This window comes from Methanocaldococcus jannaschii DSM 2661, assembly GCF_000091665.1.
In the GTDB taxonomy this organism is placed as follows: Archaea; AGJL01; Methanococci; order Methanococcales; family Methanocaldococcaceae; genus Methanocaldococcus; species Methanocaldococcus jannaschii.
The window spans coordinates 1578728-1596106 of sequence record NC_000909.1; the positions used below are offsets into that span (position 1 = coordinate 1578728).

The window sequence follows — 17379 nt, forward strand, 5'->3', positions numbered from 1 at the left end:
TATTTATTGTTTAATCAATCTCCAGCAAATTTTTTTCTCCTCTTCAACTGCTGGTTGATTGTAGGCGTTTATATTGTAAAGCTCCCCCATAAAACCAACTTGCATCTCATACATGTATAGTAAAGCCCCCATAGCCATCTCATTTATTTCATCAAGGGTTATTCTTACATTTGGGACTCCATTATTTGTTAAAGCTATCTCTGTAGCTTTTTGTTGGCTCCTAATTATATCTGAATATCTGCAAGAAATTTTCTCATCATTTATGTCTTCAAATTCTATTTCTTCATCTAACCTATATTTTTTAGCAACCATGAATGTTATAATCTTGTCTTTCTTCCCATCCATATACAACTGCAATAAAGAATGTTGGTCTTTGGCTCCAATTGATAATAAAGGAGTTATTCCATGCTTATTTTTTCCCAAACTTTCTCCAATAAGTTGTTTATACCAATCTCCAAAATATTTTAAGCTTTCAACATAACTCATAATAACTGAGATGTCCTTTCCTCTCTTATCATATAGGTAGTGTATAACCCCATTTAAAAGTGCAGGATTTTTTAAAATATCTTCATTTTGACAGATTTTGTCCATCTCTCTTGCTCCTTCTAATATTTTTGATATATCAACTCCTAAAGAATATAAAGGAGCTAAACCAACAGCAGTAAAGACTGAAAACCTTCCAGGGACATTTTCAGGAATTGAAAATATATCATAGTTATTTTTCTCTGCCTCTCTCTTTAATTTCCCACCATTAGTAATAAAAACAAGTTTTCCTTTAAATGAATTTAATTTTTCAATTCTTTTTTTAATTAGATAATAATTAACCAAAGTTTCCAATGTGTTGCCAGATTTACTAATAATATAAATTATAGATTCGTTTAAATCAACTTTTTTTAGTATTGAGAGGGTTTTTTCAGGGTCGCTGTTGTCTATAAAATAGGCATTATTGTTAAATGGTGAAATTGCATAATAAATAGCCATTGTTCCCAATATGGAGCCTCCCATTCCAATAACTACAACATTTTCATATCCATTTAAAGATTTATATTTATCTAAGTTCTCATCATAAATAACATCTCTAAATCCTACAACTCCATTATCCAATTTCTCCATCAAGTTTGAATATGCATTTGCAAAATCTACTTTATTGATATCTTCAAGGCTTATTTCTCCAACTTTTAAAGCGTTTTCGTAATCATAACTTAGCATATTTCCCCCCAAATCTTTTATTACATAAAGTGGAAAGTTATGGTTGTAGATAGTGATTATAAATTGCTCCTCCAAATAAGCCCTTATACTTTCTTATAGATGGGGAGTTCTGCCAGCTTAAGTTTCTAAACACGTGATAGTAGCAGTTTTTCATCATCATAGATAATGGGGAGTTCTCATCATAAGGATGTTTAGGGCATTTATATCTTATATACTGCATAAACATACATATTTCATTAAGTTTATAGAATGTCCAATTTAATGCGTGCTCAACCCCCCACATAAACCCCACTTTATCTGGAACTTTAAATAAAACACCCGTTGCCTTATCAAAATTTGGATGTTCATAAGGATTTGGATGAAGAGGAATTATGGTATCTTTTAAACCTCCAGTTTCTGTAGCTATGACTGGAGTGCAGTATGCCATAGCTTCCATTTGCACTAAACCACACGGTTCCCAGTATGAAGGCATAATTATCCAATCACTCCCAGCAAATACTAAAGATGAGAGTGGGAGGGAATAGCCTATCAATGCCAAGATTCTTCCATCATGTTCATTTGCAAGATTTTTTAGTCTCTCTTCAATATCTCTATCCCCCTTTGTTAAAAATACAAATCTTATATCATGTTTTTCTAAAAGTTCTGGAATTGCTTCAAACATGGTGTTAAAACCTTTTTGATGTGTCGCCCTTCCAACAAAACCAATTAATGGAGTTTCTATATCTCCATCTACCCCACCATGGACCTCAACATCAGTAGCTGATATTCCTTTATCAATCTTATTCCAATCTTCCACATATTCATAAACTCCTCCTCTATAAAACCATGAATATTTTATTTTTGGTTTTATATTATGGGAATCTTCAGCTGAATAGGGAGAGATATAAGCATAATTTCTTGGGTCAAGTTTGTTGTTTGAGAGGTTGCACATCCTTTCTATTATCTTCATGGGGTCGTATTCATCAATATCAATTCCATTTAAAATCCCACAGAATGGCTTATTATTTAAGTATTTTTTTATATAAGGGTAGTTTTTTATTTCCTCAGCATGAGAAGGGCTTACTGTATTAACGGCATCTGCATACTTAATTCCTAACTCCAAAAATGTCATAACTTCCCCTTTATACTCAATCATCTCTCCTTTAAATGCCTCATTATGTATGGTTAAGGTTGTTGGTAAATCTAAAATATCGTTGCATTTGGCTATAGCTAAACCACACATCCAATCATGCCCAGACACTACATCAATATCTTTAACCTCATCTAAATATGTAATAACCAAATCAGCAAAAATTTCATACTTAATAGGGTCCCAAACATTTAAGTTATTGACACTTTCATTACTAAATACAATTAAATCTACTCCTGTCGTTGGATGCTTTGTTCTTAAAACATCAAATGTAATTTTAGCTCCTTTATAGATAACAGTTATTTTTTTGATATCTTCATAGGGAAGAGTAAAATACCTATTATAATGGTTTAGAGTTAGAACAACTACTTCATTACCTTTTTTTAAAAATTTTGGCAAGTCTCTCATTACATCCCCTAATCCTCCATAAGAGACAATAGGGGTTATTGTTGGAGCAAGGATGACTATTTTCATAATTACCCCTTTAAAGCAATTTCAATTTCAGATTTTAACAATAAATATTATATTATGATGTACATATATCACAATGTTTTTATATTATCTAATTTAAAGTATCTATTAGATAGTTTTTATACCTTTCTAAGATTTATACTATATTTAAAAATCTAAATGATGATATTATGAAAATTGCTATGGTAACTTGGGAATATCCCCCAAGAATTGTTGGAGGGCTGGCAATTCATTGTAAGGGCTTAGCTGAGGGATTGGTTAGGAATGGGCATGAAGTAGATGTTATAACAGTTGGCTATGACTTGCCTGAGTATGAGAACATAAATGGGGTGAATGTTTATAGAGTAAGACCAATATCTCATCCACATTTTTTAACTTGGGCTATGTTTATGGCTGAAGAGATGGAAAAAAAGTTAGGAATTTTAGGAGTAGATAAATATGACGTTATTCATTGTCATGATTGGATGACGCACTTTGTTGGAGCTAATTTGAAACATATCTGCAGAATGCCGTATGTTCAATCAATACACAGCACTGAAATTGGAAGGTGTGGGGGGCTTTATTCAGATGACTCAAAAGCTATTCATGCAATGGAATACCTTTCAACTTACGAATCCTGTCAAGTAATAACCGTAAGTAAATCTTTAAAGGAAGAAGTTTGCTCTATATTTAATACTCCCGAAGATAAAGTTAAAGTTATCTACAATGGAATAAATCCATGGGAATTTGATATTAATTTAAGTTGGGAGGAGAAGATAAACTTTAGAAGGAGTATAGGAGTTCAAGATGATGAAAAAATGATTTTATTTGTTGGAAGATTAACATATCAAAAGGGAATAGAGTATTTAATAAGAGCAATGCCAAAAATTCTTGAAAGACATAATGCAAAATTAGTTATTGCAGGTTCTGGAGATATGAGGGATTATTTGGAAGATTTGTGCTATCAGCTTGGTGTTAGGCATAAGGTAGTGTTTTTAGGATTTGTTAATGGAGATACGTTAAAAAAACTCTATAAATCTGCGGATGTTGTTGTAATTCCATCAGTTTATGAGCCATTTGGTATAGTTGCTTTAGAGGCAATGGCTGCTGGCACACCAGTAGTTGTTAGCTCAGTTGGGGGCTTAATGGAAATTATAAAGCATGAGGTCAATGGGATTTGGGTCTATCCAAAAAATCCCGATTCAATTGCCTGGGGTGTGGATAGGGTTCTATCGGATTGGGGATTTAGAGAATATATAGTCAATAATGCCAAAAAGGATGTGTATGAAAAATATAGTTGGGATAATATAGCTAAAGAGACAGTAAATGTTTATAAAATAGCTATGGAGATGATGGGACGATAATGTTTATTTTAAGACCTTTTGGGGGGATAACATGGAAGACATGTGGGGAAAAATAGGAGAAACTGCTGGAAAAATCTACCATTTATTAGAAGGAGGGGAAAAATCCCTCTCCCAGATAGAGAAAATCTTAAGAAAAGAGGGTTATAACTCAAATATTGTAAAGATGGCTATTGGATGGCTGGCAAGAGAAGATAAAATATTTGTGTTAAAAGATGATAAAAAGTGGGTAATTAAGCTGAAGTAAGTTAATAATATAATTTTAAATATTTTTTTGGTGGAATTATGAAATTCTTCAATAGAGAAAAGGAAATTAATAAAATCCTATCTATTATTGAAGGAGAACCAAATAATATTTATTTTATCTATGGTTCTTTAAACAGTGGAAAATCAACTCTAATGAGGGAAATAGTAGTTAATAGATTAGACATATCTAAGTATATTCCGTTTTTTATTGATTTTAGGACAAGGAATATTTTAAACGTTGATAATTTTATTGAATGTTTATTTGAAGTGGATGAAAAATCAGAAATAGACGATTTTAGGGAATATGCCAAATCATTAGCTGATTTGTTGGTTAAAGGTAGTGAAGAGATTAGCAAATACTATTTGGGCATGCCCATTAAAATACCAAAACCATTTTTTGATAAGATTTTTAATAAAAAGGATAAATCAGCGGATGTTTATCAATATATAGAATATTTATTTGCAAAATTAAACGAAAAAGGTAAAAAACCAATTTTAATATTTGATGAGTTGCAAATGATTAAAGAGATAACTTTAAACGGAAATAGGAAGTTATTATGGAGTTTATTCCAATTCTTAGTTGCCTTAACTAAAGTCCAACATTTATGCCATGTTTTCTGCTTAAGTTCTGATAGTTTATTTATTGAATATGTTTATAAGACTGGAGAATTAGAGGGAAGAGCTGATTATATTTTAGTGGATGACTTTGACAAACAAACGGCTTTAAAGTTTATAGATTTTTTAGCTAAAGAAATTTTAAATAAAAAACTCCCTAAGGATGAAAAAGAGTTGATATATAGTTATGTAGGGGGAAAACCAGTTTTGATAATAAAAGTTATTGATAAGTTAAGATATGAAAATTTAAATGATATTTTGGACTTTATGCTTAAAGATGCCACTCAAAAGTTGAAGTATTTCTTAAATGACTTGGATTATATAAAGCCAAAGGTTGAAGTTGGAGATGAAGTTATTGAACTTAAAAAAGAAGATATTGTTAAAGCATTAAAATTATTTAAGGATAGTTATGAAATTAGTGATAGTGAAGTAGCAAAGCCAATTTATGTGTATTTAGTTAAGAAAAATATATTATTTTTAAATCCTATTGAAGGAATTTTAAAACCGCAGAGCTTTTTAATCTGGAATGCTATAAAGAGATTATTGTAAATAAAATTACACCTCCAAGCGTAAGCGAAGAGGTGTTAGTGGGTATCGCAGGACTTTCACAGAAATAAAATTCTATGACGAATAAAGATGCCTTTGGCATCAAAATTCCTTATATGTATAAGAGCTGTGAAAATCCTGTACCAATAGGGCGAAGCCCTATGGCTGTGAAGGCTATAAAAAGAATATTGTAGGTTTTTCGCAAAAGGCAATAGAATATTAAAAAAATATATCGTGTGATTTATATGGGTGGAATCGTTGGAAACAATAGTTTATTAGCCAAAATTGGAGATTATGGGGAAATTGAATACCTTTTTTATCCCCAAGTTGGTTATGAAACTCATTTCTTTGACTCTGCATTGGCAGTTTATGATAAAAAAGTAAAGTGGCATTGGGATGATGATTGGGATATAACCCAAAAATACATTGAGGAAACGAACATATTTAAAACTATCTTAGAAGATGATAAGATTATATTAACCATTAAAGATTTTGTGCCAGTATCTCACAACGTGCTTATAAGAAGAGTGTATATAAAAAATAAACTCGATAAAAAATTAAATTTTAAGCTCTTTTTTTACGAAAATTTGAGAATTGGTGAAAACCCAATAACAAATACAGTTAAATTCTTAGAAGATGGTTGTATCGTTAAATATAATGGAAAATATATTTTTTGCATTGGAAGTGATAAAAGAATAGATTCATTTCAGTGTGGAAATAGATACAGTAAAACAAGTGCTTACATAGACATAGAAAATGGGATATTGAAGGAGCATAAAGAGAGTTCTGGATTATTAACCGATAGTGCAATATCATGGAATATAAAGATTGATGAAAAAAGAAGTTTGGCATTCAACATCTACATACTTCCACAAAGATTCGATGGAGATTTTTCAATAATAACTGAACAACTAAAGATTATAATGAATAACAGTGAAAACATTAAAAATCTCTCAATGAATTATTGGAAACATATTATAGGGGAGATAAATAGATTTATACATCCTGAGCTTAGGCAAAATAATAAGATTTATTCTATAACTAAAAGGGCTTTAATGACACTTTTAATGTTATGTGATAAGGAAGGAGGGATTATAGCGGCTCCATCTCTACATCCAGATTATAGATACGTGTGGGGAAGAGATGGAAGTTATATCTCAATTGCTTTGGACTTATTTGGCATAAGGAACATTCCAGACAGATTTTTTGAATTCATGTCTAAGATACAAAATGCAGACGGTTCATGGCTACAAAATTATTATGTTAATGGAAAACCACGATTAACTGCAATACAGACTGACCAAATTGGTTCCATATTATGGGCAATGGATGTGCATTACAGATTAACTGGGGATAGAAAGTTCGTTGAGAGATACTGGAACACTATAGAGAAAGCTGCTAATTATTTAAGGTTGGTAGCTTTAAACTTTACTCCATGCTTCGATTTGTGGGAAGAGAGGTTTGGAGTATTTGCTTATACAATGGGAGCTACTTACGCTGGATTGAAATGTGCATACAGCATGAGTAAGGCAGTGAATAAAAGGGATAAAGTTAAGGATTGGGGAAAAACCATAGAATTTTTAAAACATGAGGTTCCAAAGAGATTTTATTTGGAAGATGAGGAAAGATTTGCTAAATCAATAAATCCTTTAGACAAGACGATAGACACAAGCATATTGGGTTTAAGTTACCCTTTCAATTTGATTGATGTTGATGATGAGAGAATGATAAAAACAGCCGAAGCAATTGAAAAAGCTTTCAAATATAAGGTTGGAGGGATTGGGAGATATCCAGAAGACATTTACTTTGGAGGCAATCCATGGATTATAACCACATTATGGCTTTCTTTGTATTATAGAAGGTTATACAAGGTTTTAAAAGAAAAAGATGATAATGGGGCAGATATTTATCTACAAAAATCTAAGAAGTTGTTTAATTGGGTGATGAAATACAGCTTTGATGGGCTGTTTCCAGAGCAAATTCATAAAGAATTAGGTGTGCCAATGTCCGCTATGCCTTTAGGCTGGAGCAATGCAATGTTCCTCATTTATGTGTATGAGAATGATAAGGTCATAATACCATAAATAAATTTTTGAGATGAGAGTATGTTAATAACGTTTAATTTTGAGGTGCATCAACCACATAGGCTAAATAAGGAGATAAACCAAAACGGAAATACTTTATGGGAAAAGTATGTAGATACAAAATTAAATAAAGAAGTTTTTAATAAAGTGGCTAATAAATGCTACATTCCTACAAATGAGTTGATATTGGAGCTTATTGATGAATATGATTTTAAAGTTAATTATTCAATTACTGGGGTTTTTGTAGAGCAAGCTTTGGAATTTAATGATTACGTGTTGGATTTATTTAAGGATTTGGTAAAAACTGGCAATGTTGAGTTGATAGCTGAAACATATCATCACTCACTAACAAGTCTATTTGAAACTGAAGATGAGTTTATTGAAGATATTGAGATGCATAGAAAGATGTACAAAGAAATATTTGGTTTTAAAGCCAAGGTGTTTAGAAATACTGAGCTAATATACAACAACAGAATTGCAAAGATAGCAAAAGATTTAGGGTTTAAAGCGATATTTACTGAGGGAATTGAGAAAATCTTAGGCTGGAGGTCTCCAAACTATCTTTACCAATCACCAGATGGTATGAAAATTCTGTTAAGGAATTATAGGTTGAGTGATGACATTGGCTTTAGATTTTCAGCAAGAGATTGGGACCAATATCCATTAACAGCTGATAAATATGCTATTTGGTTAGCTTCAACTCCTGGGGAAGTTATAAACATATATATGGACTATGAGACATTTGGAGAACATCACTGGAAAGAAACTGGAATATTTGAGTTTTTGAGATATTTGCCTATAGAGATAGCTAAGCATGAACATTTAGAGGTTGTTAATGTCAGTGAGGTTGTTGATAGATTAGAGCCAAGAGGAGAGATTTACGTGCATGAATTTGCCACGATATCATGGGCTGACACTGAGAGGGATGTAAGTGCATGGTTAGGGAATAAGATGCAAAGAATATCGTTTGAAAAACTAAAAGATATTGGTAAATTTATAAAAGAGAACTCAAACAAATTAAAAAAACTTAATAAATTTGATGAAATATATAAGATGTATAAGGTCTTACAGACAAGCGATAATCTTTATTATCAATCCATTAAGGGGCTTAGTGATATGAGTGTTCATAACTATTTCAGCCATTTTGACACTCCATTTGATGCCTATGCAAGTTATTTAAACATTTTATATGATTTTGAATATTATATAAAAGAATTGTTAGCTAAATCGGAATTTGATAAAAATAATAGACGGAAAGATGGACAAAAGCAATATGAAAAGGATGATGAAGTAAAAAAGGAAAGTTTAATAAATACAAATATTATAGTTGCAAAAGATGATAAAACAGAAAGTATTTATATTGAGGATGAAGAGGGTAAAAAGAATAAAAGATATGAAAGAGATGAAGGATTTATAATTGCATGAGGGAGAAAGATGAAAAAGGGAAAGTGTGTAATTTTTATTATAGATGGATTAGGAGACAGACCAAATGAGAAGGGTTTAACCCCTCTAAAGGAGGCAAAGACCCCAACAATGGATAAAATTGCCAAGGAAGGGATTTGCGGTTTAATGAATGCCATAGATATTGGTATAAGGCCAGGAAGTGACACAGCCCACTTAGCTATCTTAGGCTACAACCCTTACGAGGTTTATACTGGTAGAGGACCTTTAGAAGCTTTTGGTGTTGGCTTAGATTTAAAGGAGGGAGATATAGCATTTAGATGTAATTTTGCCACTGTTGATGAGAACTTTGTTGTTTTAGATAGGAGGGCTGGGAGAATAAGCCCTGAAGAAGCTGAAGAGTTAGAGAAGGAGATTGATGGTTTAGAGATTGATGGTGTTAAAGTTATCTTTAAATCTTCTAAGGGATATAGAGGAGCTTTAGTTTTGAGAGGAGAAGGCTTATCATGCAGAGTTAGCGATGGGGACCCACATGAAGAGGGAGTTAAGGTTAGCGAGATAAAGCCATTGGATGATTCAGAAGAGGCAAAGAGAACAGCAGAGATTTTAAATAAATTATTAAAGATTGTTTATGAAAAGTTAAACAACCACCCAATAAATGAGGAGAGGAGAAAGAAGGGCTTACCTCCAGCTAACATAATACTGCCAAGAGGAGCTGGAGTTGTTCCAAAGATAGAGAAGTTCTCTGAAAAATACAACATGAAAGGGGCTTGTATCTGTGGAACTGGATTAATAAAGGGAATGGCTAAGATGATTGGTTTGGATGTTATAGAGGTTGAGGGAGCTACTGGAACACCGAAGACAAACTTCATGGGCAAAGCTAAAGCTTTAGTTGAGGCTTTAAAGGAGTATGATTTTGTTTTAGTGAATGTTAAAGGTGCTGATGAAGCAAGCCATGATGGTAACTATGAACTTAAAAAAGAAGTTTTGGAGAAAATAGATGAGATGCTTGCCTATGTATTTGAGCACATAAATAAGGATGAGGTTTATTTTGTTTTGACTGGAGACCATTCAACACCAATAGAGATGAAAGACCACTCAGCAGACCCTATTCCAATAGTTATCTGGGGAAAGAGTGTCAGAGTTGATGATGTTACAGAGTTTAACGAATTTGCATGTGCTAAAGGAGCTTTACATTGGATTAAGGGAGAGCATGTAATGAAAATATTATTGGACTTAACTGGAAGAAATGAGAAATTTGGTGCTTAAAATCTCTTTAATTAAATTTTTATCTTATCCTGTTTTATTAATGCCTCAATCACACTCCTTTTAACTGCCTTTGCTATCATCTCACCCATCTTTGTATGTCCTCCGGTGTAATCTACTCCACTACCAAACCCTTTAACAACAACTATATTATCTGTTCCAGTTCCAGTAGCTTGAAGTTCTGGATGTTTTGTGCTTCTTATATTTAGCTCTTGGAAAGCGTTAGTTTTAGCTTCAGTTATTGTTATTATTGCCCTTGCCATAGCTCCATCGGTTAGATTAGCGTTTGTTATTAAAATGATATTAACTGTCCCTATCTCTTCCTTAGGCACAATCTTTCCATCAACTATTTTGTAGGTTTTGAAATCCTTTTCAATATAATCAGCTTCTTCATCTCCTAATCTTATAGCGTTATGCTTAGCTCCTGCAGTTGTAAAAGCAACGACATAGAATTCATCAAACTCTTCCTTTGCAACTGCCAAGTTATCCATATTCGCTCCAGTTGATAACAATGCTATATCTTCCTTTTTAATACCAATTTTATTTAAAACCTGATTTTCATAGTCCTTGTAGTTATGAACTTTGTCCCAAAATGGAACAGGGATTGAGTGATTTCCTACATATTTAACCTCTTTAAATCCTTCTCTTGTTGATAAAACCTTCCTTTTATTTTTAAACTCAATTATTAATGTTTTTGTTTCCTCAACCATGCCATCAATCTCTACTGTATGAGGAATTTTGTATGCTTTCCAGTCATCCATCTCTAAAACTTTTTCTATCATGCTATTACCTCAAAATCTCTTTTAAATTATCTATACATAAGTCTAAATCATCAATGCTTTTATTCTGCAACTCTATCATCTTTATGGCATTAATCTTTTTTAAATCTTTTTTAAAATTATTAAAGTTAATTTTTCCTTTGCCAATGCATAGATGTTCATCGAACTCTCCGTTGTTATCATGAATGTGGATATGAGCTATTTTATCAGAGATTTTTAAAAAATTCTCAATATTTTTGTTTAAAAAAGAGTGTCCAATATCTAATGTAATTTTCAACTCCCCTAAATTTTCAATAATCTCTTTATCTGGGTTTCTGAACATGAACATATCGTAAGATGGCATATTTTCAATAGTTATCTGAACGCCAAATTCTTCTTGGATGTTGTTTAAATCGTTTAAGCTCTTTATTAATGAGTTTAATGCCTTTTCATAATCATATTTAAAAACACAATAACCAGGATGTAAGACTATTAATTTGGCATCAACTTTTATAGCCACTTCTAAGACATCTCTAACAAAATCTAAGCTAACCTTTCTTATCCTCTCTCTATAAGAAGATAAATTTAAATCAGTTATAGGGCAGTGTAGAGTATATTTTAAATCATAAGATTGAGCTAATTCAATATTTCCGTCAGACATTACATTTAAATTTCCATCGCATCCTAATTCAACATATTTAACCCTCTCCTCTAAAATTTCAAGAGCATCAGATAAGTTTTTATCAGTATCTAAAAATAAACTTGTTGATACTCCCAGTTTCATCTATTCCACCGTTTCCTGAAGATAACGTAAAATTCCAATATATTTGTAATCCAGCAGTATTACCATGTATCTAAGTATAAATAATCTCACCTTTTTATCCTTAGTGTAGAGGTAGGATATTATATCTTTTCCATCTTTTACCTGCAGTATCTTTAACACAGGTTCTATTTCTCCATCCACATCTTTTTCTTCTATTTCAACATCTTTTATATTGCTAAATATATCGTATATTTTAGAATCCTCATTGTCTAATATCTCAACAACTAATCTGTATTCTATCTTTGTTACTAACCCATCCTTAATACGTTTTTTAATAAATGTTAAAAATCCATTCTCCCATTTAGTATTTTCACTATTTTCTCCAGCGTTATACAATATCTTTACTTCTTTTTTATTTAACAGGATATAGAACAGTTTTCTTAAGAAATTGTCTATAGGAGCTTTTCCATAGATTGATGTCTCTGGTGCAAACCCCACCATTACATTACCAAACTCTTTAGATTTGATGATTATTGATGAGTGGTAAGTGATGTCTTCCAATGTGGATTTAGCAATATCAATGACTTTTTTTGGTAACTCTGCCCCCACGTCTTCAATATCTTCTACCCCCACTTCAATTGTCTTATCTACAAATTCAAATACAATTTTATCTTTATAAAGTATTATTTCCAGTTTTTCCCACTTTAACAATGGTTTTTCTAAAGTTTTTGGGGTAATTAATATCCCTTTACCTGAAAATCTTGCAATTTCTGAGGATTTGTCTATCATCCCATCACCTAACTTTCATAGAATATTGCAGAACTAGATAATTATTTTATTTTTTGTCAATCAATTTTTATATTATTGATGCCCCCATATATTAACTTTATTTTATTTTTTATTGAATTAATGTTAAGTTCATAAACTATTTAAATAATCATATACTCAAGGGCATCATATAAAAAGTATAAATACCCCTCTTCTAAATATAGTTAAAAAGGTTATAAAGGTGAGACTTTGTTTTTAAAAAAACTAATTGAGGCAAAGAAGGCATATACTTTTGATGATGTTTTATTAGTTCCAAATGCCTCATGGGTAGAGCCAAAGGATACTGATGTTTCTACAGACTTAGCGGGTTTAAAGTTAAACATCCCTATAGTTTCTGCGGCAATGGATACAGTAACAGAAAAAGAGATGGCTATTGCTTTAGCAAGATTAGGAGGTTTAGGAGTTATACATAGAAACATGTCCATAGAGGAACAAGTTCATCAAGTTCAGGCAGTTAAAAAAGCTGATGAAGTAGTTATTAAGGATGTTATCACCGTATCTCCAGATGATACTGTTGGAGAGGCAATAAATGTAATGGAAACATACTCCATCAGCGGATTACCAGTTGTTGATAATGAAGATAAATTAGTTGGGATTATAACACACAGAGATGTTAAAGCCATTGAAGATAAAACAAAGAAGGTTAAAGATGTAATGACTAAAGATGTCGTTTGTGCTAAGGAAGATGTTGAAGAAGAGGAAGCTTTAGAGTTGATGTATGCAAATAGGGTTGAAAGATTACCTATAGTTGATGATGAAAATAGACTAATTGGTATTATAACCTTGAGAGATATTTTAAAGAGAAGAAAGTATCCTCAAGCTGCAAGGGATAAAAAAGGTAGATTGTTAGTTGCTGCTGCCTGCGGACCACATGACTTTGAGAGGGCTAAGGCATTGATTGAAGCAGAGGTTGATGCCATTGCCATTGACTGTGCTCATGCCCACAACATGAGGGTTGTTGAAAATGTAAAGAAATTTAAAGAGATGTTAGAAGGGACTGACATAAAATTAATAGTTGGGAATATAGCAACTAAAGAAGCGGCAGAGGATTTAATTAAAGCTGGAGCAGACGTTTTAAAAGTTGGAATAGGGCCAGGTTCAATCTGCACAACAAGAGTTGTTGCTGGAGTAGGAGTTCCTCAATTAACAGCCGTTGCTGAAGTGGCTGATGTTGCTAAAGAACATAACGTTCCAATTATAGCAGATGGAGGAATAAGATACAGTGGAGATATTGCCAAAGCTATAGCAGCTGGAGCAGATGCGGTTATGCTTGGCTCACTGTTAGCTGGAACTGATGAAGCTCCTGGGCAGTTAATGGTTATCAATGGAAGGAAGTACAAGCAGTATAGAGGAATGGGGTCATTAGGAGCAATGACAGGAGGAGTTGGAGCTGGGGCTGATAGATACTTCCAAGCACCAGCAAAAAGCCACATGAAACATGTAAAATTAGTTCCTGAGGGTGTTGAGGGAGCTGTTCCTTATAAAGGGCCTGTAAGTGAAGTAGTATTCCAATTAATTGGTGGTTTGAGAGCTTCAATGGGATACTGTGGAGCTAAAAACCTAAAAGAAATGCAAGAAAAGGCAAGATTCGTAATAATAACACCAAGTGGGCAAGTTGAAAGTCATCCTCACGATATAATTATAACTAACGAAGCTCCGAATTATCCACTGGGTAAATAAATCTAAATTTTATTTTTAATTTTTAAAAAAGGGATGATTATGAAGCCAATATTAATATTTTTAGGGATTATTTTAATGTTTATTGGATTTTTTATGATAACTTTAGGAATGATTCTACCAAGTTCTCAAGAAAATTACGAAAAACCAGAAACTGAAAAAACTGAAAGTAGTGTGGAATATTCTGGAATTGTAATGATAGGACCTATACCAATTGTCTTTGGGAATTCTCCTGGTTTGATGATTCTATCTGTATTAATAGCAATATTGATGATTATCTGGATGTTTTTATTTGCTTTTGGGATAAGAATAAAATAATAAGTAAATTCATTCTAATATTTCTGTATCTTCATGAGAATATGGAGGATAACTACAGCACAATATCTTTAAAGGGACATTACCTATATTTTCAATCTTATGGGGAGTTTTTGGAGGGATATATATAGTATCTCCTTTTTTAACTTCAAATTTTTCATTATCTAAAGTCATTAACCCTCTTCCTTCTAAGATATAATATATCTCTTCAGATGTGTAATGTTTATGTAATAAAGTTTTAGAGCCGACTGGAACTATAGCTTCTGCTAAACTTTGTTTTACACCTTTATAGATGTTTGGATGCAGTAATTCTCTAATTATTGAGCCATCTTTAGTAATATAAGGCTTAATTTTGTCATATTCAGTTTTTATTATTTTCATGGTTATCAACCAAAAATTTTTATCTTACATGGATGCAAATTCCAGAAGGGATTCTTTCAATGCCTTTTTCAGTTCCTAAGACAATGCCATCAAAGTCTATATCATAAACTTTTCCTGTAATAATTTCATTGTTTGATAAGAGGATTTTTACCTGCTTTCCAATGGTTATTGAGTATTTTTTATATTTTTTTAATATTTCGTAGTCATCTATTTCTTTATTTTTAAGTTTTTCTAAGTAGCTTTCAAAGGTTTTTAGAAAATTGCTAAGTATCTCTACCTTATCAAGTTCTTTCCCAGTAATTTCTTTTAAAGAGATTGCTATTTCTCTAATCTCATTTCTTATCTGGTTATTTACATTTATTCCAATTCCTATAATCATGTAATCATCAGTTAGTTCAGTTAATATTCCCCCAAGCTTTTTATAATTATCATTTACTTTAACCATTATATCATTTGGAAACTTTAAACCAAGTTCTTTATCTACATAGTTTTTTAATACCTCAATAATACAAATAGGGACTAATAAATTGATAACTTTTGGATTATATAGTTTAGAATCTAAGACCATTGAGAAATATAATCCTCCCTCATCAGAATACCAAACTCTTCCCCATCTTCCTTTCCCATTATTTTGTTTATCAGCCAACACAATAAAATTCCTTTTCCCTTCTTTTGCTAACTCTTTGGCATAGTCGTTTGTTGAATCAATTTCACTTAAATGTATAATTTCCATAAATTTCCACCCAATTTAAATATCATCCTAAATAATATTTTGTTAGTTTAGATATTTATGGGTTAAGTGAGAAAATGAAAGCATTAATTATTGATTGTTTAGCCTCTGGTGATGGGAAAAGAATTTTAGCAAGGGACGTTATTGGAGCTGGGCCAAGAACAGTTAAAGGTATTTTGCAAAGTGAAGGTATTGAAGCTAAGATAACACCAGTAGAGGACTTAGATATTAAAGATATAAAAAAATACAACCTAATTTTTATTAGTGCAATGACCTCTGACTTTAAATGTGTTAAAAAATTAGTAGAAAGAATTAGATTAAAAACAGACAGTAAGATAATTGTTGGAGGCCCTATAGCTAACGACATAAACATTTTGGAAAAAATAGAGGCGGATATAAGTATAGTTGGAGAGGGAGAGATAACAATAAGGGAATTAATAAAAAAGGATTTTGATGCTGAAGATGTTAAAGGAACAACATATTGGGATTATAATGAGGATGAGTTAAAAATAAATCCCCTAAGGGAAATTTTAACTGATTTAAAGCTAATAACTCCCTCAACTGAAATTAAAGATTATAAAAACTACTTCTCTGCGAGAGTTTATGTTGAAGTTGTTAGAGGTTGCAGCAATTTTAAAAGACCTCTATTATTATGCACTAACAAAAAATGTAACCTATGTGAAAATGGAACATTAAAATGCCCTTTAAATATAAATCCGGGATGTGGTTTCTGCTCTGTCCCTTCTGTCTTTGGATATGCAAGAAGTAGGGATGAGGAAGATATATTAAAAGAAGTTGAGGCATTATTAAAGGAAGGAGTCAATAGAATTGTTTTATCAGCCCCAGATTTTTTAGATTATAAAAGAGGAGAGAAATTAATAAACCCTTATTTTCCAGAACCAAATTATGAAGCAATTGAATCTTTATTATCAAAGTGTAAAGATTTAGCTGATAAATATAACGCAAACGTATTAATTGAGAATATAAAAGCAAATTTGTTTAATGAGAAAGTGGCAGAGATATTTAGCAAATATCTAAAAACCCCAATTTATATTGGTTGTGAGAGTGGGGATAAAAATCACTGCAAACTATTAGGAAGACCTACGACACCAGATGATGTTTTAAAAGCTGTAAAGATAGCAAAAAAATACAATTTAAAGGCACAGGTTTATTTTATCTATGGATTGCCAGGAGAAAATGAAGAGACAGCAAAAAACACAGTTAATTTTATGCATAAGATTAAAAATTATATTGATAAAATAACCGTCTATAAATTTAGACCCCTTCCAATGTCTGCATTTCAAAACTTTAAACCAAATATTACGAAATATTCTCTACTAATTAGGGAAACAGCCAATAAAATAAATTTAGAGATAAAGAAAAAATATATTGGAAGAGTTTTAGAGGTTATAATATCAGAGAGACACTTTAGAAATAAAAGAGATGCTATTGGCTATCTTCCAGATAGTGGGTTGATGGTTGTTGTTAAAGATGGAGCTAAATTTATTGGAAAAACAAAGAAAGTTAAAATAATTAAAGCTTATGAAAAGTATTTAGAAGGAAGAATTTTAAAAACTTGGCTATGTAAATATTAAAGCATTAAAGAATAAATTTATAATA

Annotated in this window: 16 protein-coding genes; 9 read left to right on the forward strand and 7 right to left on the reverse strand. The window is 31.8% G+C overall.

Translation table 11 applies throughout. From position 1 onward, the window contains the following. Window positions 1–3 precede the first annotated feature (3 nt). On the reverse strand, window positions 4–1209 hold the full coding sequence (pgi, locus tag MJ_RS08550; protein ID WP_010871130.1) for a glucose-6-phosphate isomerase: 1206 nt from the start codon (window positions 1207–1209) through the stop codon (window positions 4–6). A 37-nt stretch (window positions 1210–1246) separates the two neighbouring features. After that, window positions 1247–2812, reverse strand: a complete 1566-nt coding sequence (locus MJ_RS08555; RefSeq protein ID WP_010871131.1) for a glycogen synthase — start codon at window positions 2810–2812, stop codon at window positions 1247–1249. 167 nt (window positions 2813–2979) lie between these two features. On the opposite strand from MJ_RS08555, the gene MJ_RS08560 reads away from it, so the two are divergent. From MJ_RS08560 to MJ_RS08585, 6 genes are all read left to right on the forward strand, one after another. Beyond that, on the forward strand, window positions 2980–4152 hold the full coding sequence (locus MJ_RS08560) for a glycosyltransferase family 4 protein (RefSeq protein WP_010871132.1): 1173 nt from the start codon (window positions 2980–2982) through the stop codon (window positions 4150–4152). Window positions 4153–4183: 31 nt separating this feature from the next. Beyond that, the gene (locus MJ_RS08565; RefSeq protein WP_010871133.1) at window positions 4184–4396 is read left to right on the forward strand and encodes a winged helix-turn-helix domain-containing protein; all 213 of its coding nucleotides are present in this window, start codon (window positions 4184–4186) and stop codon (window positions 4394–4396) included. 38 nt (window positions 4397–4434) lie between these two features. Beyond that, complete coding sequence (locus MJ_RS08570; protein ID WP_010871134.1) at window positions 4435–5559, forward strand: ATP-binding protein; 1125 nt, start codon at window positions 4435–4437, stop codon at window positions 5557–5559. A gap of 242 nt (window positions 5560–5801) precedes the next feature. Next, a complete protein-coding gene (locus MJ_RS08575) occupies window positions 5802–7640 on the forward strand; it encodes a glycoside hydrolase family 15 protein (protein WP_064496876.1) in 1839 nt (612 codons plus the stop codon). 21 nt (window positions 7641–7661) lie between these two features. After that, complete coding sequence (locus MJ_RS08580; RefSeq protein ID WP_010871136.1) at window positions 7662–9065, forward strand: glycoside hydrolase family 57 protein; 1404 nt, start codon at window positions 7662–7664, stop codon at window positions 9063–9065. Window positions 9066–9074: 9 nt separating this feature from the next. After that, window positions 9075–10310: a 2,3-bisphosphoglycerate-independent phosphoglycerate mutase gene (locus tag MJ_RS08585; RefSeq protein WP_010871137.1), complete on the forward strand. Its 1236-nt coding sequence runs from the start codon at window positions 9075–9077 to the stop codon at window positions 10308–10310. A gap of 11 nt (window positions 10311–10321) precedes the next feature. Here the strand turns inward: MJ_RS08585 and MJ_RS08590 are convergent, their stop codons facing one another. From MJ_RS08590 to MJ_RS08600, 3 genes are read right to left on the reverse strand one after another with little or no spacing between them, the layout of a single operon-like run. After that, on the reverse strand, window positions 10322–11089 hold the full coding sequence (locus tag MJ_RS08590; protein WP_010871138.1) for an adenosylcobinamide amidohydrolase: 768 nt from the start codon (window positions 11087–11089) through the stop codon (window positions 10322–10324). A gap of 4 nt (window positions 11090–11093) precedes the next feature. Continuing rightward, window positions 11094–11849, reverse strand: coding sequence for a sugar phosphate isomerase/epimerase family protein (locus tag MJ_RS08595; RefSeq protein WP_010871139.1), 756 nt, complete (start codon window positions 11847–11849; stop codon window positions 11094–11096). Continuing rightward, window positions 11850–12617: a CheF family chemotaxis protein gene (locus tag MJ_RS08600; RefSeq protein WP_010871140.1), complete on the reverse strand. Its 768-nt coding sequence runs from the start codon at window positions 12615–12617 to the stop codon at window positions 11850–11852. Window positions 12618–12845: 228 nt separating this feature from the next. Here MJ_RS08600 and guaB point away from each other — a divergent pair, with 228 nt between their 5' ends. Together guaB and MJ_RS08610 are read left to right on the forward strand one after the other, a co-directional pair. Next, window positions 12846–14336: an IMP dehydrogenase gene (gene guaB / locus MJ_RS08605; protein ID WP_010871141.1), complete on the forward strand. Its 1491-nt coding sequence runs from the start codon at window positions 12846–12848 to the stop codon at window positions 14334–14336. Window positions 14337–14375: 39 nt separating this feature from the next. Next, window positions 14376–14651, forward strand: coding sequence for a TIGR00304 family membrane protein (locus MJ_RS08610; RefSeq protein ID WP_064496877.1), 276 nt, complete (start codon window positions 14376–14378; stop codon window positions 14649–14651). A gap of 9 nt (window positions 14652–14660) precedes the next feature. Here MJ_RS08610 and MJ_RS08615 read toward each other — a convergent pair whose 3' ends face one another. Further along, window positions 14661–15029: a cupin domain-containing protein gene (locus MJ_RS08615; protein WP_064496878.1), complete on the reverse strand. Its 369-nt coding sequence runs from the start codon at window positions 15027–15029 to the stop codon at window positions 14661–14663. 19 nt (window positions 15030–15048) lie between these two features. After that, complete coding sequence (locus MJ_RS08620; protein WP_010871144.1) at window positions 15049–15762, reverse strand: biotin--[acetyl-CoA-carboxylase] ligase; 714 nt, start codon at window positions 15760–15762, stop codon at window positions 15049–15051. A gap of 74 nt (window positions 15763–15836) precedes the next feature. Here MJ_RS08620 and MJ_RS08625 point away from each other — a divergent pair, with 74 nt between their 5' ends. Beyond that, entirely contained in the window at window positions 15837–17354 is a 1518-nt protein-coding gene (locus tag MJ_RS08625) for a B12-binding domain-containing radical SAM protein (protein ID WP_010871145.1), read from the forward strand. Window positions 17355–17379: the final 25 nt, after the last annotated feature.